Raw genomic sequence first — 26,377 nt, forward strand, 5'->3', positions numbered from 1 at the left:
CCGTAAGAACGAGGCGATCGGCCTAATCAGGCTCGCGCGTCACGTGTATAGCAGGTCTTCCGATGTGTTGCACGGCAGATCAAGCATGCTGAACGTCCCCGATGCAGTCTCTCGAGAATGGCGACTGGTAGTCGAGCAGTTGGAGGAGATCGTTTACGCGTGACGCTACATCGCGCACGCCTTATTCGTGGGACAGACGGAGGCCGGACCGGCCCGTGGTGAGCGATGCAAGCTGCCTTGCACACCAGGTCAAGCCGTGTTCGGCGGTTGACCAGCGCCACACGGGACCCGACGATCAATCGCTCGGAGCCTCGGCCCGCTACGCGTGAACCGCGTCCGGCAGCACCTTCCGAAGCGCGCTGCCCACGGCGGGCCCGGCCTCTGATACCTGCCGCAGATCAGTACTTCTCAGGTAGCGATAGCTCTGCGGCGGATGGAACGTCCCCGCAGCACGCAGTGCACTGAGAGGCACCGGTTCGTCGAAGGGCAGGGGATCCTCCAAGGTCAGACCGCTCGCCTGCGTAGCACCGTCCATGTAGGCGTCGTACTCGCGTTGAGTGATCCCTGTTTGGGCACGATGCGCCGACCAGACCTCCTTGGGTGAGCCCACATGAACCGAGGCGATGCGCGCCATGCCCACCAGGGCCATGGTGGGCGCGGTCGCGTACAGCAGAACGGGGGTTCCGGGCGGCGCAGCGACGCGCTGGCGGCGTACCTCGACCGTCTTGCTGCCGGCCAGGATCGCGGTGGCGAAGCGCGGGTGGACGGACAGCAGCATCGCGCGTTCCGGATCGTTCACGTCGTTCGGTGCCCCTCTTCATAGACCGCCTGGAACAGCTCGCTACTGATCTTTGACAGGGAGATCAGCGACAACGGTAGTCCCAGCCCCTTCGTCAGGGAGGTCAATCGCCGCAGCGTCACCGACTTCGGGAAGATCTCGGTGTCCGAGAACCTCAGCGCCATGGCGCGACCGGAGGCGTCGGCGGCTTCTTGAACCTCAGCTCGACCATATACGCCCAGGTGTTCGAATTTCGAGAAGAGAGTATCGGGTGTGTCGATGAGCACCTCGTCGAGTCGCGAACTGCCCACGACCATCTGGCCTTCGCCCGGGGAGTTGCCCTCGCTGACGTACCAGAGCAGGCGAGCCGGAACACTCTCTCCGCGGCGGCCCGAGGAGCGGTAGTAGACGTGCTCTCTGCTGATGCCCAGGACGTCACTGCGTGGAATGAGCATGGCGGGCACGTTGAACAGCTCGGTCGACCAGCGCGGCTTGATGGGCACCAGGAAGGACGGCAGCTTCGAGTCGATGACCTTCGCCGGCCACCACGCGCGCTCCACCACGGCAGCCAGCTCGGCGGGCATGCCAGCGCGGAGCTCGGTCGTGTCGACAGTCAGCTCGCGGGCGAGCCCGCCGGCCACAGCCTCCACTTCGGCTGCCCTCCCGCATACATTCACGAGGAGGGCGACGAGCCTGCCGTCATGCTCGAAGAACCCGTCGTCGCCTGCCGCGGACCTGGCGGACTCGGAGGGATACGGATCGATGATGCGGATGATCTCTGCACCGCAGTCCCGGCCGAGCCGCTTGATGAGGAAGAGAAGCTGCCGGGCCAGAGTCTGTTCCAGTGGGTGGCCGGCTGTGCGGAGGACGGGGACAACCAGGGTTCGTCCATCCAGTGCCCATGCGTAGAGGGCGACCGGGCGCCCCTGACCATCCCGGAGCAGCTCGCGGCGCCAGGCGACCCCGCCCTCGTTCAGCGACCTCAGCCGCTCGGCGAAGGCCGCTCCGTCGTCGCCACCCGATTGGTGGAAGAAGGCGACGAGTTCATCCTCCACACCTGGTGCCACCTCTCCGGACCGGAATTCCGTGCCCATCAAATCGGCCGGACGGTACACCTGGGCCTGCCGCAACTCGTCCACGTGCAACGTCACGGTAGAAGGTGAGACGACCCGGACGCGGGCGACCTCCCAGGCCACGTCAGCCAGACGGGACAGCAGTGGATCACGGGTCGCCAGGACTTGCAGACCCGCGCACGACGTCTCGGCCACATACCGCAGGCGGAACTGAAGCCCAGCGTCGACAGTCAGGTCGGGCATGGCCTGCGTAGCGGCTCGGAGCAGTTCACGGCTTCGCTCATCCACCGCCGCTAAGTCCGGGGAGAGCTTGCGCAGGCCGGTCAGCGCCACCCTCTGGTGCTGACGTTCTGCCGTGTCCGGGAGATCCCGGATCTCGTGGACCAACTGAGGTGTGTAGGCGAGCTCGACGAGATCCGCCATCCAGCCAGCTTCCAGTGCGCGGGACTCGTCCGCGTCGGCCATGTCAGCGAGTCCTCGCAGATCGGCGAACACGCGGTGGTCGACCGTGACCACCAAGAGCGCGTCGCTCTCCATCTCTGCGAACAGGTCCGGATGGCCGAGATCCAACCACCATCCGTCCAAGATCTCGCCGTCACGGCCCCGCCCTCGCACCTCGCCATCCGGAACGAAGCCGAGGCTCCTCCACATCCCGCTCAGGTTGTAGTCCCGTCGGCACTTGGCCTTGATCCCGAGTCGCTCTGGGTACCGCTCTGCAATGCCCTCCACCAGCCGACGGGCGATTCCCCGGCCGCGCTGTTCCTCCGCCACACACAGGTGTGCGAGCCGAATACGCGCGCTCCTCTTCGGCAGTCCGAACAGCGCGTAGCCGAGCACCTCATCCGCTTCGACCGCGGCCAGAAGGCCACCGTCTTCCGCTGCCTTCCGGTAAGCAGGAGGTGTGAGAAGCCCTAGCGTCCTCGTGTAGCGATCACCTTGGGCTATGGCCTTGCCGATTAGCTCGTCCTGCACGGGCGAAACGGACACCAACTTGATCGCCATCGCTCCCCCTCCAGATGGGCCGGACACCGCCGACTACAACTCCCATGTCATTGCATGCAGGAGAAGCTGATCTCATTCACAGCCGTCCCTCAAGGGGGCACAAGGGGCGCACGGTCCTCCGGAGACTGTCAGAGACGCCACTACGCCTCCTTGGATCCCGTCTGCTTGGCAACTTGCTCACGCAGCGACTGCCGCAACTAGGAATCGGTCCCCTGGGCCAGCCTGCGCTGGTGCTTCACCGTCGAGTGCTGGTAGATGAGCTGAGCCCGCTCCAAAGACCGACCCGCGCGAACCATGAGGTCCTTCAACTTGGCCCACACCATCGCGGCTAACCCTCGTGCCACAACCGTGCCAGATACAGGGGTCAGGCATGGTCAAAATCGGTGACCTGCGGTCAAGTAGCCGTCCGCTTGCTCAGCCGGCAAAGCCCGCAGCTCAGGTCCGAGATCACCCAGCCTCTCTCCTAAAGCGGTGGCTTCCTGGCACCCAACGGCAGTGGCCAGCTAGCACAGGCCACGAGTGCGCTGCCGTCCTCGGTAAGGAAGAGCAGGGTGAACCGTGTCCGATTGGCAGGATCGATCAGCGCTGTGCGCACAGGCCGGCCATATTCCCTGATGAGTTGCACTGCTCGCTCCAGGCCAGGAAGTTCGAATCCGCGCATCCGCATGCGCTGAAGTCGGCGACTGAAGACTCCGGCATGCGCACCAGTTGGTTGTACCCGCTCCTCCACCGAGTAGGGGGCGCCGCTGCGGAGGGCGGCCAGAGCTATCACGGACGCCTCGTCATCACCGATCAACAGTGATTCCAGCACATGCCGTTCCATGGTCACCCCGTTTGGATCGTGGGGTACAGCAGCCAGGTACCGCGATCCCAGCCACCGCCCCCGCACGGTAGCGTCCCTCCGCCCAGGGGCCGTTATGGTCGTCGCTGACCGATCCGGCTAGAGCAGACCAGAAGGTTCCGGCCGTGGCGTACCCCACGATCGCACCACAAGCGCACCAGATCCAGCGGGGAACAGCGGGGAACCACGGTGAAAGCAACCGGGCCCGACGAAGCCGCATCACAGCCGTTCGTCCAGGTCAGCGCCCAGCCTGCCCGCAAATGCTCGCAGCTTCCCAAGGTGAGACACCAAGTGCGCCGACAGCCGAAGCCCGTAGGGTTCCGCCCATGGTGACTGCGACTGTCCGCGAGTGGAACGATGAGGAAGGGTGGGGCGTGCTCGACTCCCCCGAGACTCCCGGGGGTTGCTTCGGCCACTACGCCGACATCCAGGCGCCCGGCTTCCGTACCCTGTCGCCCGGACAACAGGTGGACCTCAGGTGGGAGGCTCCCGGCTTCAAACAGGACGGATACGACTACCGCGCGGTGAGCATTGCGCCCCGGCCCGCCTGACATCCACAGCTGACATCAACAACGCCGGACGGGCGCATACGCCAGCACCCCTGTCCAGCCGTCGCACCCGTCGACAACAGCCGCCTCAGCAGGCCCGGATCGAACTCCTAAAGCGGGTGTCGCAGGTTCGAATCCTGCCGGGGGCACAGCAAAAGGGCCAGCTCAGGAGGGTTTCCTCCGAGGCTGGCCCTTCGTCTTGTTCGAGTCCGTGCCACACGCATGCCACTAGAGTCCACGCGGAGTCCACATCCCCTAGCTGGTGGCCTCTCCCCCACCCTCGCGGATCATGGCCCCGCGCCCGATCGGCGATGGCCCGGTCGCGGTCGCTGGTCATGTGCTGGTAGAGGTCGCGCTGCGTGACCACCAGGTGTTCGGCACGGTCCTGAGCCTTGATCGCCAGGCCCGCGAAGTCGGCGTCGTCATTGGCTGAGTCGGCCTCGGCCCAGCGCAGGGTCAGCAGTTCCGGTGTGAGGCGGGCGGCCAGGACGCACAGGGACGTCGAATCCATTCCGCCGGACAGATCGGCGCTCACAGGTCCGCGGAGCGGCGCGCCGTCCCCCAACGCCGCGGTGAGCGCCTCGCGTACACCGGCTGCCCCGTCGCTCAGGCACAGGCGGGGTGCGGGAGGGTTCCGCCACACGCGCTCCTCGGCCCGGTCCCGGATCCACACCAGACAGCGTTCCGGGGCCAGGGCCCGTGTTGCGGTGCTCCTCCGCCTGACTCCGTCGTGTCCGTTGTCGTGCCCCCGGGGTCACCTCTGGACCAGCTAGGCCCTTCATGCGGACCGGAACAACGTCTGAGCAGGTCACACGGCTACGGATGCGGACTGCGCGAGGCTCTCGGACGCGGGAGGTCGCTGCTTCACGGGGCCCAGACCGCGATGACGACGTTCGTCAGAATCCACAGTGCGGCGACGGCAAGGATCGAACGATTCACCAGCCGGGACCGAAACCGCGCCACGGAGGCGACCTCTTCGGCGCTCTTGCCTTCAGGGCGCGGGTAGTCCCGCCACCGGCCCGTGCCCACCCACACCGCCACGAGGGCCAAGGCGATCCAGAGGGTCCATTGTCCGAGCGCAACACTTAGTTGGTACGGCGACACGTACAGGCTCCTCTCGTCAACGCAGAGGGGAGCCTCGCGTGGTGACGGAACAACACCCCGTGCGGGATGGGTTGTAGCCGTCCTCGAGCCGGGGGCCCATCCGCGCCGCGGCGGGGGGCGACAGACATGCTGGTCAGGGTGGGATTGTGCCCGCACTGCGCACCGCCCCCGAAAGACGTCACGAGGTAGGCGGCCAGCTGACGCCTGATCAAGTTCGCTCACAGCAAGGTGGAAGAGGTAACCGAGGCTGTCTGCGGTATGACGCGCCAAAGCCCTCCGCAGTTCGTCGAGACATCTGCTGCGATCGTTCACGTGGGCGGTTGCGTATCGAGGGCGCGCTCACCTCGACTTCCGCTGCCTGGTAGCGGGAGCGGGCTGGCGACGCGCGGCTGCGGCGGACGCTTCGGCCTTCGCAGCCGCGCGTGGCCGGCGGTCGCCTCACCCGTGTCGTACCCGGCGGGCAGCCGCATCGCAGGCCCACAGAATTCCCACAAAGACGCCCCCTAACTTCTCGCGCCACGGGCGACGGATCAACTCCGCCCTGCCATGCGACAGCTGCACTGACACAGGGGGGCGTCTTCGCCATGCCGACCGGGACGACACGAGGCCGCACCGCGCACGAGGCCCTGGTGCTGCGCCTGCTGCGCGAGCACGGTCCGCTGACCCGAGGGGAGTTAGGGCCCCTGAGCGGCCTGTCCCGAACCACGCTCTACGACGCTGTCGGAGCGCTCATGGACAGCGGCGCCGTCCTCGCCTCGATACCGGAGGCGGCCCGGCGCGGGCGGGGCAGGCCGGCGGAGGTGCTGACCCCGAACCCCGGGGCGGGCCGGCTGCTCGGGATCGAGTTCGCGCGCCGGGCGGTGCGGGTGGCGGCGATGGACGCGACGCACGCGATAGTCGGTACGTCGGGTGAACCGCACGGGCCCGACACCCCCTGGCAGACCCGCATCGACCTCGCGTGGCGGCTGGCGGACCGGCTGACGGGTGGAACGCTGCGGCCGGGCGCTCTGAACGGCATCGGCATCGGGGTCATCGGGCCGGGCGGACCGTCGGGGCACGGGCCAGTGTGGGCTCCTCGGCACGACGTCGTGGCGGCGCGGGTGCGCGAACGCTTCGGCGCGCCGGCACTGATCGACAACAACACCCGGCTGGCCACCCTGGCCGAGACGGTCTGGGGAGCCGCCGCGGGCGAGCGGAACGTGCTGTACCTGCGGTTGTCGCACGACGTCGGCGGCGGGCTGGTGGTGGCGGGCACCCTGCACCGCGGCGCCGACGGCCGCTCCGGAATGTTCGGCCACATCAGCGTGGATCCCGACGGCGCACCCTGCGAGTGCGGCGCGGTCGGCTGCCTGCAGACCGTGGCATCGATCGGGGCGGTGCTCGACGCCTGCCGCACCGCGGGTCGCGCGGTGGCGGACGTGCCGGAGCTGGTGAGCGCGCTGGAGTCCGGCGACGAGATCGCGCATGCGGTGCTGTCGCGGGTGGCCGCGCACGTCGGGAGGGTACTGGCCGACGTGAGCCACGCCGTCGGACCCGACGTGATCGTCATCGGCGGTGAGCTGATCGACGCGGGCCGAGCCCTGATGACGCCGATCGAGCGCGTACTGGACACGCGTATCGCGCGCGACTCGTGCTGGGCGCCTCGGGTGGTTCCGGCCGGACTCGGGGATCCCGGCGCCGCCCTCGGTGCCCTCGCCCTGCTCCGGCGACTCGGGCCGTGAAGCGCCCGGGCTGCGGGAGCAGCAGCCCGGGCGTTCATGCCGTGAACCGGCGGGCTAGCGCAGGACCTTCTGCCGGACGACGATGTGACCGGCGTCGGGGTCGAGACTCCCGCCGAGCCTGCCGAACGCTCCGTCGGTCAGGTCCAGACATTTCGGTTCCTGCTTCGTGTGCCTGAACGTGCCACGGTCGTTGATGCGTACGACCAGGGACTTGCCGTTCGCCACGTTGGTGACCCTCACTCGGGTACCGAAGGGCAGCTGGTGCCTGCGGGTCAGTGAAGTCGCCGCGGTGTTCTTGCTGTTGTCGAAGACGTCGCCGTTCGCCGTGGTACTGCCGACGGGCATCGGGCCGTAGTGCGTCGCCCAGCACTTCGGCCTGTGGGCCTGCGCGGAGTCGGTCGCGGCGGAACTCGCCGGAGCGACCGCGACGAGCACGGTCAGTGCGGCTGCTCCGGCCGCGAGGAAGGCGTGCAGGGTCCGCTTGCTCATGTCATGAGCCCCGTTTCTCTTCTCTTGCCGTTGGATGGATCGCAAGTCGGTGGGTCGAGAGGACGGCAGAGGGGCCTTTTCAGCCCGCCGCCCGATAGGCGGCGCCCACCCGGTTGGCCTTCGTCCCGTGGTACAGGCCGGTGCCGTCGCCGCGGTTCGTGGAGAGGGTGAACCACGCGTAGCGCCGGACGTAGGAGAGGTGCTGGAGCATGGCCGTCGACTTCTTCACGAATGCGGCCTGTTGCGCCTTCGTCGGATAGCGCGGGGTGCCGGACGAGAAGTCGGTCAGGGCGTATTCGGTGAGCCAGATCGGCTTGTTGTAGCGCCTGTGCACGGCCTCGATGTAGCTGCGCAACTCCCCCTTCGCGCGTCGCGAGTTGAAGTCGGCGCCGTACCAGTGCAGGGGGATGAAGTCGACCCGGTAGTGGCGTGCGGCGGCGCCCTTCATGAACCGGTCCAGCCAGCCGCCGGCGACATCGCCGCCGGTGGCCACGGCGGGAGCGCCGAGGCGCAGACCCGTCGACTGCAGCCGGGGCCACAGGTCGAGTGCCTGATCGACGGTCATGTTCGCCTGGTCCGGCCTGTCGGGTTCGTTGAAGCCGAGCAGGGTGCTGCCCTGCTTCTTCGCCTGGCCGAGCTCCTTCTCGGTCACCGAGCCCTTGTCATGGATCATGGGCACGAACTCGACGCCCGGCGGCGGTGTGATGGAGCCCTTGCCGGAGGACCAGGTGTAGAACCATCCGACGTTCGAGTTCGCGAGCGCCTTGGTGACGCCGTTGAACTTCCAGGCGCTGACGCCCTTCTTCTTCGGCGCGGCGGCCGCGGAGAAAGCGGGAGCCGCGGAGACATCCGAGGCCGCGGAGACATCCGAGGCCGCGGAGGACGCGGCAGCGGCATGGCTGCCCGCCGCGAACGCGAGGGGCGGCGCGCCCTGGCTGCCGGCCACGAGTACGGCCGAGAGCAGCAACGGCACGGCCAGGACGCGTACTTTCAGCATGGTGTCCCCCGCCGTCAGCAGCCGAGGTGCCGGCCGGCGCCGACGTGGAGCATGTTGGTGAACTTCTTGTACTTCGCGATCCGGTCCCGCATCTCGGCCGTGTTGCCGCCGTTGCACTCGAGGCCGCCGTTGATGCTGCGGATCGTCTCGCCGAAGCCGCCGCTCCCGGCCATCGCGTGGTGGGGCGTCATGGTGCCGGGGCCGGACTGGGTCATCCAGTACCAGAGCGCGAGCTTCCACGTCACGACGGAGTTCTTCGCCGCGAGGTCCGGGTGGTGCAGCAGGTCGACGTGGAACTTGTCACCGGCGGCCTTGTAGTTGTAGTTCCAGCTGATCTGGAGCGGGCCTCGGCCGTGGTACGCGGACTGGCCGGCGGGGCAGCCATACGGTTCGTCGGCGCAGTACGTCGGCCAGTTGGCCTTGTTCTGCTCGTTGACGTAGATCAGCCCGCTGGTCTCGTGGCTGACGTTCGCGAGGAAGGCAGCGGCCTCGCGCTTCCTGGTACCGGAGTCGCCGGTGTGCGCGAAGGCCGGGAACGCCTTCATGGCCTTGACCAGGCCCTTGTAGGTGTAGAGCTTCTTGTGGTGCGGGAACATCCTGCTGTACTGCGCCTTGCTGACGACGAAGCCGCCCCGCTGTTCTGCCGCGGACGCCGTGTGGGCGCTGAGGCCGATCGCGGAACTCGTGATCAGTACTGCCGTGAGGACGGTCTGGACGCTGCGTGGCTTGCGCATACGGAAACTCCCTGCGATCGCGGTCGGTTCAGAACGAGGTCAGAGTCAGGTGCATGTGCTGGGGCCTCGGGTCCTCGACGTAGGAGGCCCAGTCGGCGACGTCGTCGAAGGCGAAGCCGTACGCCTTGCCGTTGCTGGTCGCGGCGTGGATGGCCTTGGCGTAGTGGTTGGTGACGGCGGTGCCGTAGAACGCTGAGGCGTGGGTGGTGGGCTGCTTGTGGTGGCTGAGCAGCGTCGAGCGGTTGAACCCGGCACCCAGGGCGGCGGCGACGGGGCCGGTGGTCCCGTCGTTGGGGGCGGCGAGCGCCCCGTCGCAGAAGAGCACGTCACGGGTGGAGGGCTTGGCGAAGGACACCTGCGCCGGACCGGAGAAGGTGAGCCGTTGGTCCCTGACCCGGCCGGTGAAGGTGCCCGCGTTCGCCCTGACGACGAGGTTGCTGTCGCGGTAGGTGTGCCAGACCTTGTCGATGTAGTGGTCGAAGTAGTGCCGGGGGAACAGGCCGGCGTCGAGGCCGTGGCTCGGGGCGATGATGCGCCGGTCCCCGATGACGAGCCGCGAGAAGTCCGGGTGGTTCCGCAGGGCGTGGAAGACCTGTGCGCGGCCGCCGGCGCGCAGCCTGCCGGTGCTGTGGTTCTTCGCTCCGTTCAGCCGGATCATCATCGGAACGCTGAACATGTCGACCATGGTGGTGTTGCAGTGCATGCCGGCCGCGTCGTGGGTGAACTCCACGAAGTCGTGCAGCACCGGGTAGTTGGGGTCGGACTTCACCCAGCCGGCCGGCTGCTGCAGGCCGATCCTGCCGTCGGCGCCCCTGACGGCCTTGAACTTCAGCTTGTGGCCCAGGGCCACGTAGATGCGCCCGGACATGTGCGGCAGTCGTAGCCGGGTCGCGCCGCGGGCGGCCAGCGGGATGGCGTAGTCGGTGAAGCCGCCCGCGTGGTTGTCGGTGAGTTCGACGGGCGCCAGGGTGCCGCGCCGGGTGACCCGCACCTGCCGGTCTCCCGCGCTGCCCACGATGTACAGGTGAATCGCGTGGTTGGCGAACTCGCCGCTGCTGTTGGCGACCGTGAGCGGCAGACCCCCGCGCGCGGCCTCGGCGGCCGGGTCGGCGCCGCCGGAGTCGGCGAAGGCGCGCGGGGCGCCTGACAGGAGTGCGGATCCGGCGACGGCGGCGGCCGCCCCTGTCATGGAGGCCAGCACCCCCCGCCGGGTGGGCGTTTGGCTATCGGAGGAGAACATGCGCAAGAACCTCTTCCTGGTGCGGTGCATGACGGGGAACGGAGACCGGAGACCGGAAACCGGACGGCAGGGCGTGAACAGGCGCACACGCAGCGCTCTTTGGCGCTTCGGGCGGCGAACAGGTGCACAGGCACGGCTTCTTGGCGCCACGGGCTGGCTGGCCGGTCCTGACGGGCCACCCCCGGCCCGGCCGGTACGGATGGCAGGGTTTGAACAGGAGCACGCGCAGCGCTCTTTGGCGCGCCGGGCGGCGAACAGGTACACAGGTACGGCTTCTTGGCACCCGAGGCCGGCCTTGCCGGTCCTGACGGGCAGCCCCGGCCCGGTCGGCCCTGACGGGCTAGGCGTGTCCGGCGCTCCAGCAGCCGTCGCCCTGGCAGTTCTTCAGCCGGGCCAGTGCGGTGTGCAGCTTCGCGAGGCGGGCCCGGCTCAGGCGTCCGGCGATGTTGTGCAGCTCGTCCGGATCGGTGCGCAGGTTGTAGTACTCCTTGGCGCCGCTGTCGTATTCGACGTAGGTGGAGGAGTTGGTGCGCATGGCGTGGTAGTCGGGCGGGCTGATGCTCTCGGTGCCGTGGTTGTCGGGGTCGTCGGGAGCCTGCTGGGCGTGACGGTGCTCGATCAGGTTGGCCGTGCGCCAGCCCGCAGCCGATCCGCCGTCCAGGAGCGGGAGCATGCTGTGCCCGTCCACCCGGGACGACACGGCGGCGCCGCCGATCTTCTCGAAGGTGGGCGCGAGATCGATGTTCGACACCTGGGCGTGGCTCGTCCGGCCGGCCGCGACACCGGGGCCGGCGATCACCAGCGGCACGCGCACGTCGGTGTCGAAGGCCGTCTGCTTCCCGGCCTTGAGCCGGTACTCACCCAGGTGGAAGCCGTTGTCGGAGCCGAAGACGACGTAGGTCCTGTCGGCGACGTGGGCCCTGGTGAGGGTCTGGCGGAGGGTGCCGAGCATCTTGTCGACGGCCTGGAGCGACTGTGCGCGCTTGCGGAACTTCTTGTCGATCGTGTTCTTCTCGCTCCGGGTCAACGGATTTTGCCGGGCCAGCCACGGCGGCGCGTCGGTCGGGAGCCTGTCGAAGGCGGGCGTCTGCGGCGCCGTCAGGCCGGGGAAGTCCTTCTTGTCCCGGCGGGCCGGCCTGGACGGCCCGTGCGGCGTGAAGAGCGCGAGTTCCAGCATGAACGGCTTGTTCTCCGCCGCGGACTTCTTGATGAACGACTGCCCCTTCTTACTGAGGACGTCGGTCAGATAGTCCTTGTTCCTTTTCCCGTGCGGTTCCATCGTGTGGTTGTGGGCGAGCTTGTAGTTGTACTCCGGGTAGCCGTTGCCGACGACGTCCCACTGGCTCCAGCCCTGCGGCACGTACGGCTGCTGGCCGTCGACGGTGGATTTGGGGTCGTAGCCGTTGAGGTACTTGCCCATCATCGCGGTGCGGTAGCCCTTGGCCTTCAGCGCCGTCGCGAAGGTGTCCTTCTCCAGCCCGTTGTCGTGGAAGGCGTTGAAGCCGCCGTTGGGCCCCTCGTTGCTGAGGACGCCGGTGTTGTGCGGGTACTCGCCGGTGAAGATGGACGAACGGGACGGGCAGCAGAGCGAGTTGCTGACCACGAAATCGCTGAACGACGTTCCCTGTGACTGGAGTTGCTGCACCTGGGACATGTAGGGCAGCAGGTTCGAGGACATGTCGTCGGTGAGCACGAAGACGATGTTCGGCTTCCCCGCGGCGGACGCGGCGGACGCGGCCGGCTGCGCGACGGGACGGATGGTGGTGGCTGTCGCCGCCCCGCTCACTCCGCTCTGCACGGAGAAGGCCATCGCCACCAACCCGACTGCCAGTGTCAGTATTTGACGAGTACGAATCATGTCGGGAGCGTTTCAGCGCGCTTCCGGTCCGGTCAATATTTGTTCGCCTCTCGTCGAATTATTCCGAACCGAGGTCAATTGATCCGCGTCGGGGATAATTAATCCGCGAAGGCAACTCCTCACGGCAGGGCAGGAGAAGAGGCGTTTCCGTTTTCCGGCGAAGGGTGCACCATTCCGTTCGGGGCTGCTCGCATCATGTGCTTGGATCGGTCTCCGACCGGCTGACTCGATCGACGCGGCGAAAACCGAGGTGTGCATGGCAGGCAGGACGGGGCGGGTGCTGGTGATCGACGACGACGCGGCGATACGACGGTCCCTCGCACGGGGTCTGCGGCTGAGCGGATTCAGCGTGGACGTCGCGGACGGCGGTCGTACCGGTCTCGCTCAGGCCCGCGCCGGCCGGCCCGACATCATCGTCCTGGACGTCTCCATGCCCGGCCTCGACGGCATCGGCGTGTGCCGGGCCCTGCGCGGCGACGGCGACGACGTACCCGTACTGATGCTCTCCGCGCTGGACGAGACGGCCGACCGGGTGGCGGGTCTGCAGGTGGGCGGCGACGACTACCTCGTCAAGCCTTTCGCGCTCCAGGAGTTGGTCCTGCGGCTGCACGCCCTGTTGCGGCGCCGCCCGCCGGCCGCCGCCACCGCAACTGTCCGGGTCGGTGGCCTCCTGCTGGACCCCGCCTCTCACAGGGCGATTCTGGACGACCGGCCGCTGCAGCTGACCCGGCGCGAGTTCGCGTTGTTGGAGGTCCTGGCCCGCAACGCCGGCATCGTCCTCACCCGCGAGCAACTGCTGGACCTCGTATGGGGATACGACTTCCAGGTCCGGGGCGACGTCGTCGACACCTTCGTCAGCTATCTGCGGCGCAAACTGGAGTCGGGTGACCGGCCCAGGATTCTGCACACCGTGCGCGGGGTCGGCTTCGTCCTGCGCAGGGACCGCCTGCCACCGCACAGCGGGGGCACGCCGTGAAACTGTCCACCCGCATCGCGCTCGCGGTCGGCGTGAGCGTGCCCGTGCTGGTCCTCGCCTCCGGCTGGCTGCTGCTGCACCTGGTCGCCGGCGACCTGCGCACACAGCAGGACGACCAACTGCGCGCCCGCGCGACGGTCGTGGCGAAGAACGCCAAGGCGTACCTGGACGTGGCCGGCACCGACCACCCGCTCCTCGAGCAGGTCCGCCGACGCCGACTGGTCACCTCCGCGCGGGATGTGGGCGTGAAGCTGACCGGGCCGCGGGGCACGATCTCGGCGGGTCCGCAGCCCGAGCCGTACCCCGCGCTGCCCCCCGACGCCCCGAAGCCCGTCACCGTGACGTCCGGCGGCAGGGACTGGCTCGTCCTGTCGCTGCGCGTCGGTACCGCCAAACAGGGCACCACGCCGAACCTGTGGCTGCTGTCGCCGGACACCGCACACGACGAACTGGCCCTGGTGCGAGGCCGGTTGCTGACCGGAGCACTGCTGTCTGCGGCGCTCGCCGGAGCCGCCGCATGGGCCATCGCCGCCAGAGCGGTGCTTCCGCTACGACGGCTGCAGCGGCGAACCAGCGGTCTGGACCCGCGGACCAGCAGCGTACGTCTGGAGCACACGCCGACCCGGATCACCGAGGTGGACGACCTCGCGCACACGGTGCAGACCGTGCTGGCCCGCTACGACGAGCAGGTGGCACGCACCGGGGAGGCGCTGGCCACCGCGCGGGCGTTCGCCGCGACCGCCTCCCACGAACTGCGCACTCCGCTGATGAGCATGCGGACCAACCTCGACATCCTCACCGACCACCCCGGACTCGACGCCGAGGACCGGACGGAGGTCCTCGGGGAACTGGGGCGCGAACACGCCCGGCTGCTGGGTCTGCTGGTGATGCTGAAGGCGCTGGCGCAGGGCGACCTGATCGAGGCGGACGCGTTCACGCCGCTGGACCTCGCGGAGCTCGTGGAGGCGTCGGTCACCGACCTGCGGCGCACCCGCCCCGACGCCGAGGTGTCCCTGCGTGCCACCTCAGGAGTGCGCGTGCACGGCTGGGAGCAGGGGCTGCGCTCAGCGGTGGACAACCTGCTGGCCAACGCCTGGACCCACGGCCGTACCACCGACGGCGTCGCCCGTATCGAGGTGACCCTGCGCGCGCGGAGTAGTGGGCACCAGGCGACTGCGGTTCTCACCGTGGACGACCACGGTCCCGGCATTGCTCCGGAGTGCCGCGAGGAGGTCTTCGAGCGCTTCCGCAGGGGCCCGGACAGTCCGGGATCCGGCCTCGGCCTGACCCTGGTCGCCCAGCAGGTCGCCCTGCACCAGGGCCGGATCACCGTGTCGGACCGCCCCGACGGGCGGCCCGGCACCCGCTTCGAGGTCGGCCTGCCGGCCACGGACGTCCAGGACGTGGCGCACACCCTGCCGCTGCTGCCCCGCGACTGGCTCACCGGCACGCCCCCGGCAAGCCCCCGGCCTGCGGGCTGACCGCAGACCGGGGCGCCCTCTGTGTCCGATGCTCTGGCGAATGAAGGTCAGCCCTTCCAGGACTGGCCCGTGAGACGCCCATCCGGCCACAGGTCGATCTCGTAGTGGTCGCCCAGCCGGCCGGGCGACCAACTCACGTTCACCTCACCCCTTCTGCCCCTGAACCTCGCACTGCCCGAGAGCGTCGACTTCGCGCTGAAGTCGGCGTAGATGTGCAGATGATCCTGCCCCAGGGACATGGTCGGCCGAATGTCGGACCGCGGGTCGGAAGCCCAGACCCAATTCCTGATGACGCTGTGCCAACTTTCGACGACGAATTCGTCTACCCGACCGTTCCTGGCGCACCAGTGGTAGGTGAATCCGCTTTCCAGCAGGGGAACCCTCAACTTGGTGATGGTGTGGCTGTGGCTCGCCCGCCAGCAGCTACGACTCGCCGCTTCACTCGTTCCACCACTGACCACCGTCAAGGCTGCCGCTGATGCGCATACGACTGCAACGGATACCACCCGACGCGTTTTACCTCTCACTGTCCCCCCTTGTATCAAATAACACCGGGGGTGAATTCTTCCAGTCGCCGTCAGTGGCGGCAATAAACTAAAGAGGTCGAAAAAACGTTCAATATCGTTAATGGTCTCGCGGGTGAGCTGATATTCGAGGTCCAGCGTCACGAAACGGTCTGGAGGCGGGGGTGTTGCCGAGCCCGACGGGGGCCCGGTCCGGTCGTCCGGGCCGTAAGGGAGCGGTCACCCCGGCCCCCGTGACACGGCATCCCTCCGGGCCCCGACGTGGCGCGGTTCTCCCGTTGGTTCAGACCGTGCCCTCCCGGCCGTTGGGTCCCGGGCTGTGGGGGTCTATCGTCGGAATCATGGGGGCAGGACGAGGAGGACGGCCGGTGATGCCGCAGGACGAGGCCGTGGTCGGCCGCACGGGGAAGGTACTTATCGGAACGCGCGGATCCGCGGGCCCCGGCGAGATCCTGGTGCGCGTCAGAGGCGGCTCGGAGACATTCCTCGCCTGGTCGGAGAGCCCTCTGTCCGCCGGCTCGACGGTGCTCGTGATCGAATCACGCGGATGCCGCGAGGTCGGCGTCATCGAGTGGGTGGATCCATTGGACGCGCTCGGCGACGACACCGCTGACGCAGACTGAGGAGTACAGGCATGTTCGGTTACCGCGTTCCCGCCCCCGACGAGGCGATGTTGATCTCGGGAGGCAGGCGGGGACTGGGGGGCGCGCCGTTCCGAGTGGTGACGGGGCACGGAAAGTTCGTGCTCCCGGTCTTCCGGAAGGTCCGGTTCCTCACCCTCTCCATGTGTGAGTCCGAGGTCACCGAGACCTGCGTGACCAAGCAGGGCATCGCCCTGCACGTCCGCGCGGTCATCGCCTTCAAGGTCGGCAACGATCACGAGAGCATCATCAACGCGGGCCAGCGCTTCCTCTCCGACCAGGAGCAGATGTCGGTGCTCACCGGCCGGATCTTCGCCGGCCACCTGCGGGCCATCATCGGCTCGATGACGGTCGAGGAGATCGTCACCGAGCGGCAGAAGCTCGCCGCGGAGGTCCTGGACACCTCCAAGACCGAGATGGCGAAGATCGGCCTGACCGTGGACTCCCTGCAGATCCAGTCGATCGACGACGGCGAGACCGGCTACATCGACGCCATGTCCGCTCCGCACAAGGCGGCCATCCAGCGGCAGGCCCAGATCGCCCAGGCGCAGGCCACCCAGGCAGCCGCCCAGGCGGAGCAGGCCGCGGCCCGTGAGCAGGCGGAGTACGCCCGGCAGACTGCCATCGTCAAAGCGGAGTACTCGGCCGAGGTGGACCGCGCCCAGGCGCAGGCCGCGCAGGCCGGTCCGCTGGCGCAGGCCCACGCCCAGCAGGAGGTGCTCGCCGTCCAGACGGAGCTGGCCCAGCGCCAGGCCAAACTGCGTGAGCAGCAGCTGGTGGCCGAGATCGTGAGGCCCGCCGAGGCCGAGGCCGAGCGGGTCAGGATCCTCGCCGCCGCCGATGCGCAGCGGATGAAGATCCAGGCGGAGGCGGCGGCCTCGTACGACCGGGTCGCCCTCGACCGGATGCTGATCGACCAGCTCCCGCAGATCGTCAAGGAGGCCGCCGGTGGTCTCGCCGGCGCCAACGTCAACGTCCTGAACGGCGCGGACGGCCTCGGCGAGATCGCCGCCGGCCTGGTGTCCCAGGGCCTGACCATCCTCGACTCGGTCCGGCAGAACCTGGGCAACCAGGACGCGGACAGCAACCGCCCCGACGGTCGCCGCTCGGAGGAGGGCAAGGACAACCGCCTGCTCCAGCTGCCCTCCAGCAAGGAGCAGAAGCCGAGGGACGGCCGGGTGGACGTCGACTAGGGACGACCGACTCCGGCGGCCCACGCCGAGGGTGCGACGCGAACTCCTGCCGACCGCACCCACGCCGGCACCAGCACCAGCACCAAGGCCCCGTACCGATCAAGGTCCGGGGCCTTCCCGCGTCGCGTGTGCCCGGCCGACGCTGACCGGCCGTCAGCGTTGGTCGGCCACCCCCGCCCTCCGGTCAGTCGCCAGCCACGCTCGCGTCACGTCGGCGGCGGTGGGCCGCGGCGACGTAGGTGGTCAGGCCGCCCAGGACCAGGGTCAGGCTGGCTGCGACGACCAGATGCGCGGTCGAGGAACTGCCGGTGGCCGCGAGGGACGCGGTCCCCGCGACGATTCCGGTTCCGGTACCGGTGAGGTAGTTCACGGTTGTCTTCCTCTCGGTGGCCTCTCGGCCACGTGGGTTCCCTTGGGGCAGACGGGCTGTGCGGGTCAGATGGGTCAGGCCGGTCAGGCCGGTCAGGCCGGTCAGGCCAGTCACGGGGCGCGGTGAGCGCGTGAAGCGATGGCCGGGGCGGGGGTCACTTCCAGACGGTCACGCGGGTCGCGTACGACTTCACGACCGAGGAGACGAACCAGTAGGCCCGCACCGTCGAGAAGACCAGGCCCGGCAGCATCGCGACGTCGACCAGGACGCCCTTCCAGCCGAGGTGGCGGGTGCGGAAGGCGGCGTACACGATCCAGAAGGCGACCAGGCTCAGCCAGGCCAGGTCGAGGACGAAGCCCGAGGTCACCATCACGCCGGCCCAGGCGCCCAGCCAGCACAGCGTGTACAGGAAACCGGCGAAGCCGAGCACCATGCTGGTGATGGAGAACCAGGTGTGCTTCGTCCAGCCGCGCCGGCGCAGTGTGTCGACGGTGCCGCGTCCCCAGCGCTCCCGCTGGCCGATCAGCTCGCGCAGCGTGGGCATGAGATCGGTGTAGGCGATGCAGTGCTGGTTCGCCGTGACCTTCCAGCCCGCTTCCTTCAAAGCGAGCGTCGTCTCGTAGTCCTCCACGAGGTTGGTGTGGTCCTCCCAGAACACCTCGCCGCGCCAGCGCAGGATGCTCAGCAGCGCTTCGGTCCGGTAGAAGGAGCCGGCGCCCGACATGCTGTGGATGCCGAAGCGGTAGCGGCCGCGGGCGTAGCGGCCGTACTCCATGATCTGCATGCCCAGCAGGTAGCGCTGCCAGAGGTTCTTCCACAGTCCGGTACGGCCGAGGCAGGTGGCGCTGAGTCCGCCGACGCGCCGGTCGGACGCCATCACGTTGCGCGCCCGCTCCAGGAACTTCGGATGCAGGCTGGTGTCCGCGTCCATGACCAGCAGGTACTTCGCGGCGGCGGCGAGCCCTCCGGCCGACCGGTGCAGCCAGCCGATGCCGTGGTTGAGGGCACCCGCCTTCTTGTGCGGGTTGTCCGGCAGGTTGAAGACGACGGTGCGCGGCACCCCGGGTCGTCCGGCGAACTCGCGGGCGAACTCCTCGGTGCGGTCGGAGGAGTTGTTGACCACGACGATGATCAGGTCCGGTGGCGTGCTCTGCGCGGCCAGCGACTCCAGTGCCAGCAGTACGCCTGCCTCCTCGTCGCGGGCGGGGAGGATCACGGCTGTCTCCAGGAGCGAGGCCGCTCCCTGGGTGACCAGGCGTCGCCGGTGCGCGCCGTGCGCCCGTCGGCCTGTGGGGTGAGGTCTGCTACGGCGGCGGCTTCCCTCACCACGTGAGCCTCGTGCGCCTCGTGCGCCTCGTGCGGGGATTTCCGCCGCCCCGGCTCCCCGCCCCGGCACCGGGTACTCGGCGGCCGTGGTCCTGTGATCGGACATGGTGTTGTTGCCCCCCGACGGCTCGCTGCCGCCTCTTCCGCGACGACCGTCGGGCCGCCCTGTTGCCTCGCGTCCCCGATGCCTTCCCCTGGCACGGGGCGAACGCGGCCGCCGCTGTGAGGAGCGACCGCATGAGGGGCCATTGTTGTGGCGCCGGTTACGCGCCCGGAAGAGTGACAGGAGGGCGTGGAGAAGCCTGGAGGGGGGCAGGTCGCGCGGCGGGAGAGTGAGGGTACGGAGTACCGGGCGCGGCACCTGTGTGCGCTCCCCCGCGTACGCCCCCACGAAGGGAAGGCGTCCGGAGGGCGGGTGGCGCGCGGTCCGTTCCGTACAGAGGACGCCGGCCCCGTGACATACGTCGGCGGCGCGCCAAGCCCCAAAGGGCCTGGCGCGCCGCCTGGTTGGTGCCGGTGGGCCGGATTCAGCGGTCACCGGACCGCGGTGCGGGTGTCAGTCAGTGCCGGCCGTCGTGCTGACGGTCGCCGCCCTCGTGACGGTCGCCGCCCTCGTGACGGTTGTCGCCTCCGTGACGGTTGCCCCCCTCGTGGCGGTCGCCACCGTGCCGGCGGTCGTCACCGTGGCGGCGGTCGTCACCGTGGCGGCGGTCGTCACCGTGCCGGCGGTCGTCACCGTGCCGGCGGTCGTCACCGTGCCGGCGGTCGTCGCCGTGCCGGCGGTCGTCACCGTGGCGACGGTCGTCACCGTGCCAGCGGTCGTCACCGTGGTGGCGGCCCCAGGAGGCGGCGTCGATGAAGCGGCCGTACTCGTTGCGCAGGGTGGCCGTGTCGGAACGGTTGTCCCACGCGTAGTTGTGGCGGTCCTGGTAGAGGTCCGAGTTCGAGTCACGGCCCTCACCGGTGTGGATGCGGACCGTGGCGCGACCCTCCAGGCGGTAGTGGTGGAAGGTGTAGGTCCGGCCGTCCTCTCCCCGCAGCGTCCAGCCGTCGAGGTTGACCGTGTGACGCCCGTCGTTGGTGAGTTCCACCCACTCCTTGTTGAGGGAGCGGTTGGAACGGTCCTCCGGTCCGGGGGAGTCGTACTGCACGGCCGAGATCTCCACCCGGGGGTGGCCGGGGCGGGCGAGGTCGGCGGCGGACGCCGGCAGCGTCACGACGGCGACCAGGGCGCCTGCCGCGAGCGTGGCGGCGGCCAGACGCCGGGCGGTGACAGATGCGGAAACGGACACAAAGTCCCCCTGCATGGTGCGGGCACCTGTCCTCGGCGGCTCTCGTGGTTGCCGAGGGGGTCGGTGCGGTGTGCGGGTGGCGACCGGCTGGCCGCGCCCTCACACTCTGTCCACCGGCCGCGGCGAAAGCGATGGAAACATGGCGGGTGTTACCTATTGCCCATATCTCCGTGACTCTTGGATGCAATGTCCATTTATGCCGTACGGGCGTGAAGTTGACGGTGAAACAAGTCAGGGCGTCTTGTGGCGGTTGGCCCGTGGTGTCCGTCCGCCAGGGCGCGCCACCCCGGCGGTTTCCGAGCCGTCACCCGAAAGTGAGTAACGACCGATGGTCCGATCGCCGCTTCGGTAACAGCGGGAACGGGTCGTGCAGGTGCCTCCCTGCCGGCGGCCCCGAAAGATCCACGCCCCCGCACCAGGCCGCTGACCTGCCCTCCGAGGTGTCCGGACCAGGACCCTCCCCAGTTCCCCTCCGCGGCGGCTCCACTCCGGCCGTCACGCACCCTGCGAGGGGTCCGAGGGGCGCGGTTCCCGCGTCCGGCGTCCGCGTCGGGGCCTCGCGAGGGGGCGGTACCGCTCCGGATGCGAACCGCAGCCCGATCGATACCGAGGGCGGTCGGCCCATCCCGCGGCCTGCCCGGCCGAAGAATCCGCAGGTCAACGGCAAGGTGATTCGGTCTGGCCGTCTCCGGGGCCCCTACCGAGGGCATGCGGAGCGGAAGAGTGGATGCCGACAGCCGTACCGAATGGATACCCGCGGGCGCATACTGGTGGTGATGACAAAGCCACCAGCACTGAAGCGCAGTTTGCCGTCCAGTCCCTTCAAGGCACCGGTCGCGCCCCCTACCAAGCACTTCGCCGTGGGTGACCAGGTCACCCACGACATGTACGGCCTCGGCCGGGTGATCGGCGTCGAGGAGGGCATCGCGGTCCTCGTCGATTTCGGTTCGGCGCAGGAGCGGATCCTCAGCCCGTACGCGAAGATGAGCAAGTTGTAGGACCGCTGTACCACCGCTGTGCCCGGTCACGGCACGCCAGGCTTCCTCATGGGCCTGTACCGAATGGGAGACCCCTCATCGACCTGACCTCGCTGTTCTCCGCCCCGGGAGGGGCGCACGGCTCCGCCGCCGCCGCGGCGTCGCCGCCTCCCGCGACGAACCCCTTCCAGGCGCCCGACTTCGGCTTCGGCGAGGACGAGACGTACGCGTTCGACGAGGGGCAGGCGTCCATCCCGGACGTGGGCACGGTTCACCGCGGGGCGCGCTGACTCCGACCGCGGCAGTGACTTCGGCGGCCGGCCACGAGCCGGCGCCGTAACTCCCCCGGGCGTGCCCTCGCATGCCCTTGATGCCGTCGAGCCCCCTCCGGCACGCCCTTCAGGCGGCCGGACGCGGCCGGCACACGGCTTCTCGCACCGCGGCCGCCGCTGCACGACATGGATCGTCACGGCGACGACGCGGCCATTCAGCCCCCAGGAACACCCCGTCGTGGACCGTAGATCTGCCCCCACCGCACGGTGAGCGTGGCGAGGCGACCTTCCGTGCCCCGGGGACACCCAGAGGTGTACGGCACCCACAGATCCCCCGGGGACACGGAACTCGCCGTCCGGCGGGGTCCGTCAGTCGCGCCGGATCAGTTCCGGGTCGATCCGGCGGCCCACCAGGGGGAGGGAGCCCACCGTCGCTGCCGCCACCACGCCCACCGCGGCCAGGACGAGCAAGGGCAGACCGGGCAGGTCCCAGCGCACCGCGCCGCCCCCGGTGATCAGGTAGCTGGACTCGGCGAGTTTGCCCGCCACCAGCGCCAGCACGAGACCGACACTCAGCGGCAGCACGACCTGGGCGCACTGCACGGCCCTCATGGTTCTCGCCCGTGCGCCGATCAGCGTGACGGCGGTGACCTGCGCACGGCGCTCGACGGCTCGGTCGGTGACCGACACGAGGAAGGCGGCCACTCCGATGACCAGTCCCATGATCATGCCCAGTGCCAGGAGGGTCTCGACCACTGAGATCTGCTCCAGCCCCTGAACGTTGAGTCCGACGAGTTCGATCTCGGCGATCGGGGCGACGGCGGCGATGCCGTCTAGGACGCGGCGGACCTGGTCCGGGTCCGAGCTGCTGGTGAGGACGAGTTCCGCGTCACGGGGGCGTGCGTCGGCGGGCAGGGCGGACGGTGGAACGAGGAGTACGGCGTTGCCGGCCGCGGAGGCCGCGTAGCCGCTGTACACGATCTGTCCGGCGGGCAGCGTGAGGTCGACGTTCCTGTCCTTCCCGCCGTCGACGTGGAAGCGGAACCGGAAGGACGACCCGGGCCTCAGGTCGGACCCCAGGCTCGAGTTGGGATCGACGAGCCGCATCACCTTCCCGTCCACGCATCCCGCGGAGCTCCGGACCATCCGGTCCAGTTGGGCGCAGGTGGCGACCAGAGCCGTGGCCGAAGAGGACAGGGCCGCCTCCGCCCGCGGGGCGTCGAGGTCGACCCAGGAATCCATCATCACGGCTTGCGAACGTACCCCGGGCACATGGGCGAGTTCCCGCTGCTGCCGCGCGGTGAGCGCCGAGAGGTGAAGGGAGTAGTCCTGCGCCGGCCCGGACGGGCGGGTGACCTGTTCGAGCTGGATGAGAACGCCCTGGGCGAGGGAGGCCGCGTAGACGAGCAGCACGAGACCGGTGACGACGCGCATCGCGCTTCCCGGCTCCGCTTCGTTGCGTCGCATCGCCAGGTTCAGTGTGAGGGACTGGGTGGATCTCGCCAGGCGGCCGGCCACCAGGTACGAGAGAAGCGGCAGCGTCAGTACGAGTCCGAGGCCGGTCAGCACGACTCCGGCAACCACGAGCAGCGCGTTCACGCCGACGCTCGAGGCGGGGTGGCCCGTCAGGCCCGTCGCGCAGTAGCCGCACACGATGCCCAGGCCGACGACCAGGAGCAGGCCGCCCCACCTGGACGGTGGTCGTGGCACCGCCGTACGCCGTACCGCCAGTGGGTTGGCGCTCGCGTCACGAGCGCTCTTCCGGCCGACGAACCAGGCCAGGGCGGGGCAGCCGATCAGACAGACGACCACCGTGGTCGCGGACAGGGCGCCGTCGCCCGGGTACCACCGCAGCCCCGGCAGGCCGGCCCTCGACATCACCTGGTTGAGCAGCCAGTACTCGCCGAGCCCGAGAACCGCGCCGAGCAGCGCGGCCACGACGGTCTCGGCGGCGTTCACCCGCTGGATTCCCCTCTTGCTCAGTCCCAGCAGGCGCAGCGCCGCCAATCGGCGCATCCGGCCGGCGGCCGAAAGCCGGGCACAGACGGACAGGAAGATGGCGAGGGGCAGCAGGACCAGCGTCGCCAGGGCGAACCGCACATCGGTGAGAGTGGACGGCTCCACGGCGGGAAACGGGGCGTAGCTGTAGCCGAATCCCTTCAGGGTCCGCCCTTCCTCGGCGATCCGGGCCCGAGTGGTACCGATGTAGGCGTAGAGCTCGTCGGGGTGGGCGAGCCCGGCCGGGTGGATCACGCCCGTCTCGCGTCCGGGCAGCAAGGCGCTGACAGCGGGTGCCTCACGCAGGAGGTCGTGCACCCGAGGCGACACGAACACCTCACCGGCGCGCGGTAGTTCACGCAATCCGGGCGGTGGGGTCCGCGTACCCTGGGCGCCCCCGGCGACGAACACACGGGTGAAGGACTTGGAGCCGTACGCGTCGGAGCGCTGCAGAACGAGAGTGCCGTCCGCCGGTCCGCCGGCGGAGGTGACGGGTTGCCGTGCGGCGGCACGTCCGTCATGGGCGTCGAGGATCGCCGGAACGGTGAGGACGAGCGCGAGGCAGCACACGCCGACCGAACCGCCGGCCGCCATCAGGAAGAAACGTATGCGGTTGCCGCGTCCCGTGCCGAACAGCAGGCGCACGCCGAGCAGGAACTCCGTCACATCACACCCCGCGAGCCGAGGACTCCGTCGGTCATCGTGTAGTGGGTGTCGGCCTGCGCGGCGATGGCCCGGTCGTGCGTCACCAGGACGACGGCTGTCCCTCGGGACCGGGCCAGGTCGAGGAACTCCTTCAGCACGGCGGAGGCGTTGGCACTGTCGAGCGACCCGGTCGGCTCGTCCGCGAAGACGATGGCGGGGCGGTGCACCAGGGACCGTGCCACCGCGACGCGCTGGCTCTGCCCGCCGGAGACCTGCGCGGGCCGGCGCTCCCGCAGTTCGCCGAGCCCGAGGCGTTCGAGTACTTCGCCGGCTGCCGCGAGAGCGGGCCCCTTGCGGTGCCCGGCCAGGCGAAGCGGCAGAGCGGTGTTCTCCTCCACCGTGAGTTCGGGTAGCAACTCGCCGTACTGGAAGACAAATCCGAAGTGCTCCCGGCGAAGGGTGCTGATCTCCTCGTCGTCGAGGTCACCGAGCGACCGCCCTTCGAACCGCACCTGCCCACGGGTTGCGGGCAGGACGCCGGCAAGGCAGTACAGGAGCGAGGACTTGCCGGAACCGCTCTGTCCGGTGACCGCCACGACCTCCCCGCGGGAGATCGACAGATGGACGTCACGGACTGCGAGCTGACTGCCGTAGGAGAGGTCGATTCCCGTGGCGGTGAGTATTTCTGACGTGCTGATGGCTTCCCCCAAAGAAGCGTGCGGGCCCAGGGACGTGCCCTGGGCCCGCGGTATTGCCGGACTATCCGCCTACCTCTGGTAGTGCTTGGTCGGCGAGCAGTTGTCAGGGTTCGGTGCCGTTCAGGCTGCCGTACCCGACGCCCGCTTCATGATCATGCGACGGATCGCCGACCGCCACCCCGTGAGGCAGCGACGTCTGCGACGCGTTCGTCGTCGCGGACTCGGCCCACGTCCTGCCTCTCACGCTCCGCTCGGTCGGCCTCGAGGACGAGACGATCGACCACGCCCCACAGGCCGCCCCCACCGGCGGACGAAATCCCCGCCCCAACTCCCCCTACGCCGTGAAGCGTTGGGCCAGGGACTTTGCCTTGGTGGTGGCGTCCTGGAGGGCGCGGTCGCGGGAGGACTCGAAGAGGGGGATGAGGTCGGCCAGGGCCGGGACGTGCGGGGCCATCGTGAGTTCGGGGACGATGAAGTCCAGGTCGAGGCCGAGGGCGTCGGCGAGGACCGCCGTCAGGTAGTTCTGCACGTACTCGTAGGGCTCGCGCGGGGTGCCCGGCGCGTACGAGCCGCCGCGGCTGGCCACGACGGTGACCGGGGTCCCCTTGGCGGAGGGCGTCTCACCCGCGGTGCGGCCCATCAGGATCACGCTGTCCAGCCACGCCTTGAGGGTCGAGGGGATCGTGTAGTTGTACATCGGGGCCCCGATGAGCACCGCGTCCGCGTGCTCCAGCTCCTCGATCAGCCTGACCCTCTCGGCGAACGCCGCCGCCTGCCCGGGCGTGTGGGCGGCCGGGTCCGCGAAGCCGGCGGTGTGGGCGTCGGCCGTGAGGTGCGGGACGGGGTCCGCGGCGAGGTCGCGGTAGATCACCGTGCCGTCGGGGTGCTGCTCCTGCCAGGTCTTGCGGAAGGCGTCCGTCACGGCACGGGACGACGATGCCTCGCCGGTGAACACGGACGAGTCGATGTGAAGCAGGGTGGCCATGAGTGTCTCCAGGGAAGCGAGCCCGCAGCACGCTGCGAGCGAGCTGAAGTTTCGTACTCCACTATTGATAACACAGTCACTTACTTTTATTTAGCCCCCTACGGCCGGGTAGTACCCTGGAGGCATGGCGGCAGAGGAGATCCACGACGCGTCCGTGTGCAAGCGAGTGGACGACGGCATCACGCGCGTCTTCCAGCTGCTCGGCAAGCGCTGGAGCGGGCCGATCCTGTCCGTGCTGATGAGCCAGCCCACCCACTTCGCCGACCTGCGCCGGGCCATCCCCGGAATCAGCGAGCGCATGCTCTCCGACCGGCTCGCCGAGCTCGGCGCCGCGGGGCTCGTGGTGCGCGAGGTCGACGAAGGTCCGCCCCTGCGGGTCTCCTACCGGGTGACCGGCTCGGGAGCCGCACTCGAACCCTCGATCAGGGGGCTCGGCGAGTGGGCGAAGGAGTACCTGCCCGACGCCCCGCCCTGCGACGGAACGGCCAGCGCCGGTGCGGTGACGGGAGGCGCCGGTGCGGTGCCGTCGGAAGCCGCCGGTGCGGCCGGATCCGGCCGTGCGGCGGGAGTCTCCGCTACGGCGGGGACGGTGCCGGCGGACCAGGCATAGGGGC

General features: G+C 69.3%; 22 protein-coding genes, 1 tRNA gene and 3 pseudogenes. 10 read left to right on the plus strand and 16 right to left on the minus strand.

Features of this window, described 5'->3' with window-relative positions:
• Positions 1–319: 319 nt before the first annotated feature.
• Positions 320–799: an ASCH domain-containing protein gene (locus tag ABZT03_RS18100; RefSeq protein ID WP_356040283.1), complete on the minus strand. Its 480-nt coding sequence runs from the start codon at positions 797–799 to the stop codon at positions 320–322.
• Positions 796–2,853, minus strand: a complete 2,058-nt coding sequence (locus ABZT03_RS18105; RefSeq protein WP_356040286.1) for a GNAT family N-acetyltransferase — start codon at positions 2,851–2,853, stop codon at positions 796–798. Before ABZT03_RS18105 ends, ABZT03_RS18100 begins: the two co-directional genes overlap by 4 nt.
• A gap of 1,167 nt (positions 2,854–4,020) precedes the next feature.
• Between ABZT03_RS18105 and ABZT03_RS18110 the strand changes: the two genes are divergently transcribed.
• From ABZT03_RS18110 to ABZT03_RS18120, 3 genes are all read left to right on the plus strand, one after another.
• Positions 4,021–4,245, plus strand: a complete 225-nt coding sequence (locus ABZT03_RS18110; protein WP_356040289.1) for a cold shock domain-containing protein — start codon at positions 4,021–4,023, stop codon at positions 4,243–4,245.
• Between the two features lie 63 nt (positions 4,246–4,308).
• A tRNA-OTHER gene (locus ABZT03_RS18115) sits at positions 4,309–4,391 on the plus strand.
• 140 nt (positions 4,392–4,531) lie between these two features.
• Positions 4,532–4,675, plus strand: a complete 144-nt coding sequence (locus ABZT03_RS18120; protein ID WP_356040291.1) for a hypothetical protein — start codon at positions 4,532–4,534, stop codon at positions 4,673–4,675.
• Here ABZT03_RS18120 and ABZT03_RS18125 read toward each other — a convergent pair.
• A pseudogene (locus ABZT03_RS18125) lies at positions 4,637–4,915 on the minus strand (asparagine synthase-related protein); the annotation flags it as partial. The gene ABZT03_RS18120 and the pseudogene ABZT03_RS18125 overlap by 39 nt on opposite strands.
• A gap of 191 nt (positions 4,916–5,106) precedes the next feature.
• The gene (locus tag ABZT03_RS18130; protein ID WP_356040294.1) at positions 5,107–5,346 is read right to left on the minus strand and encodes a hypothetical protein; all 240 of its coding nucleotides are present in this window, start codon (positions 5,344–5,346) and stop codon (positions 5,107–5,109) included.
• A 584-nt stretch (positions 5,347–5,930) separates the two neighbouring features.
• Here ABZT03_RS18130 and ABZT03_RS18135 point away from each other — a divergent pair.
• Positions 5,931–7,067 (plus strand): ROK family transcriptional regulator, encoded by a 1,137-nt coding sequence (locus tag ABZT03_RS18135; protein WP_356040297.1) that lies wholly within the window; start codon positions 5,931–5,933, stop codon positions 7,065–7,067.
• Between the two features lie 54 nt (positions 7,068–7,121).
• Here the strand turns inward: ABZT03_RS18135 and ABZT03_RS18140 are convergent, their stop codons facing one another.
• The 5 genes from ABZT03_RS18140 to ABZT03_RS18160 all read right to left on the minus strand — a co-directional run bounded on the left by ABZT03_RS18140 (position 7,122) and on the right by ABZT03_RS18160 (position 12,385).
• Positions 7,122–7,556 (minus strand): septal ring lytic transglycosylase RlpA family protein, encoded by a 435-nt coding sequence (locus tag ABZT03_RS18140; RefSeq protein ID WP_356040300.1) that lies wholly within the window; start codon positions 7,554–7,556, stop codon positions 7,122–7,124.
• A 79-nt stretch (positions 7,557–7,635) separates the two neighbouring features.
• Positions 7,636–8,553 (minus strand): glycoside hydrolase family protein, encoded by a 918-nt coding sequence (locus tag ABZT03_RS18145; RefSeq protein WP_356040303.1) that lies wholly within the window; start codon positions 8,551–8,553, stop codon positions 7,636–7,638.
• A 14-nt stretch (positions 8,554–8,567) separates the two neighbouring features.
• Positions 8,568–9,287, minus strand: a complete 720-nt coding sequence (locus ABZT03_RS18150) for a chitinase (protein ID WP_356040306.1) — start codon at positions 9,285–9,287, stop codon at positions 8,568–8,570.
• Positions 9,288–9,315: 28 nt separating this feature from the next.
• The gene (locus ABZT03_RS18155; protein WP_356040309.1) at positions 9,316–10,527 is read right to left on the minus strand and encodes a beta-1,3-glucanase family protein; all 1,212 of its coding nucleotides are present in this window, start codon (positions 10,525–10,527) and stop codon (positions 9,316–9,318) included.
• 340 nt (positions 10,528–10,867) lie between these two features.
• Complete coding sequence (locus tag ABZT03_RS18160) at positions 10,868–12,385, minus strand: sulfatase (protein ID WP_356040312.1); 1,518 nt, start codon at positions 12,383–12,385, stop codon at positions 10,868–10,870.
• 256 nt (positions 12,386–12,641) lie between these two features.
• On the opposite strand from ABZT03_RS18160, the gene ABZT03_RS18165 reads away from it, so the two are divergent.
• The gene (locus tag ABZT03_RS18165) at positions 12,642–13,361 is read left to right on the plus strand and encodes a response regulator transcription factor (RefSeq protein WP_356040315.1); all 720 of its coding nucleotides are present in this window, start codon (positions 12,642–12,644) and stop codon (positions 13,359–13,361) included.
• On the plus strand, positions 13,358–14,842 hold the full coding sequence (locus ABZT03_RS18170; protein WP_356040318.1) for a HAMP domain-containing sensor histidine kinase: 1,485 nt from the start codon (positions 13,358–13,360) through the stop codon (positions 14,840–14,842). The genes ABZT03_RS18165 and ABZT03_RS18170 overlap by 4 nt, the downstream gene beginning before the upstream one ends.
• Before the next feature lie 47 nt (positions 14,843–14,889).
• On the opposite strand, the gene ABZT03_RS18175 is transcribed toward ABZT03_RS18170, so the two are convergent.
• The gene (locus tag ABZT03_RS18175; protein WP_356040321.1) at positions 14,890–15,081 is read right to left on the minus strand and encodes a hypothetical protein; all 192 of its coding nucleotides are present in this window, start codon (positions 15,079–15,081) and stop codon (positions 14,890–14,892) included.
• Positions 15,082–15,737: 656 nt separating this feature from the next.
• On the opposite strand from ABZT03_RS18175, the gene ABZT03_RS18180 reads away from it, so the two are divergent.
• Positions 15,738–15,989, plus strand: a complete 252-nt coding sequence (locus ABZT03_RS18180) for a hypothetical protein (protein ID WP_356040419.1) — start codon at positions 15,738–15,740, stop codon at positions 15,987–15,989.
• 11 nt (positions 15,990–16,000) lie between these two features.
• A complete protein-coding gene (locus ABZT03_RS18185; RefSeq protein ID WP_356040324.1) occupies positions 16,001–17,200 on the plus strand; it encodes an SPFH domain-containing protein in 1,200 nt (399 codons plus the stop codon).
• A 184-nt stretch (positions 17,201–17,384) separates the two neighbouring features.
• Here ABZT03_RS18185 and ABZT03_RS18190 read toward each other — a convergent pair whose 3' ends face one another.
• The 3 genes and pseudogenes from ABZT03_RS18190 to ABZT03_RS18200 form a co-directional block, all read right to left on the minus strand.
• Positions 17,385–17,570, minus strand: a complete 186-nt coding sequence (locus ABZT03_RS18190; RefSeq protein WP_356040326.1) for a hypothetical protein — start codon at positions 17,568–17,570, stop codon at positions 17,385–17,387.
• A gap of 154 nt (positions 17,571–17,724) precedes the next feature.
• On the minus strand, positions 17,725–18,786 hold the full coding sequence (locus ABZT03_RS18195; protein ID WP_356040329.1) for a glycosyltransferase family 2 protein: 1,062 nt from the start codon (positions 18,784–18,786) through the stop codon (positions 17,725–17,727).
• A gap of 937 nt (positions 18,787–19,723) precedes the next feature.
• Positions 19,724–20,188: pseudogene (locus tag ABZT03_RS18200) on the minus strand (lamin tail domain-containing protein); the annotation flags it as partial.
• A 776-nt stretch (positions 20,189–20,964) separates the two neighbouring features.
• Between ABZT03_RS18200 and ABZT03_RS18205 the strand changes: the two are divergent.
• On the plus strand, positions 20,965–21,186 hold the full coding sequence (locus ABZT03_RS18205) for a hypothetical protein (protein WP_356040332.1): 222 nt from the start codon (positions 20,965–20,967) through the stop codon (positions 21,184–21,186).
• Positions 21,187–21,806: 620 nt separating this feature from the next.
• Here ABZT03_RS18205 and ABZT03_RS18210 read toward each other — a convergent pair.
• From ABZT03_RS18210 to ABZT03_RS18220, 3 genes are all read right to left on the minus strand, one after another.
• Positions 21,807–24,101: an FtsX-like permease family protein gene (locus ABZT03_RS18210; RefSeq protein ID WP_356040335.1), complete on the minus strand. Its 2,295-nt coding sequence runs from the start codon at positions 24,099–24,101 to the stop codon at positions 21,807–21,809.
• Complete coding sequence (locus ABZT03_RS18215) at positions 24,098–24,790, minus strand: ABC transporter ATP-binding protein (RefSeq protein ID WP_356040339.1); 693 nt, start codon at positions 24,788–24,790, stop codon at positions 24,098–24,100. The genes ABZT03_RS18210 and ABZT03_RS18215 overlap by 4 nt, the downstream gene beginning before the upstream one ends.
• Before the next feature lie 322 nt (positions 24,791–25,112).
• Positions 25,113–25,763 (minus strand): NAD(P)H-dependent oxidoreductase, encoded by a 651-nt coding sequence (locus ABZT03_RS18220; protein WP_356040342.1) that lies wholly within the window; start codon positions 25,761–25,763, stop codon positions 25,113–25,115.
• Positions 25,764–25,887: 124 nt separating this feature from the next.
• Between ABZT03_RS18220 and ABZT03_RS18225 the strand changes: the two are divergent.
• Positions 25,888–26,229 (plus strand): annotated as a pseudogene (locus tag ABZT03_RS18225) (helix-turn-helix domain-containing protein); the annotation flags it as partial.
• Positions 26,230–26,377: the final 148 nt, after the last annotated feature.

This window comes from Streptomyces sp. NPDC005574 (assembly GCF_040605435.1).
Lineage (GTDB): Bacteria > Actinomycetota > Actinomycetes > Streptomycetales > Streptomycetaceae > Streptomyces.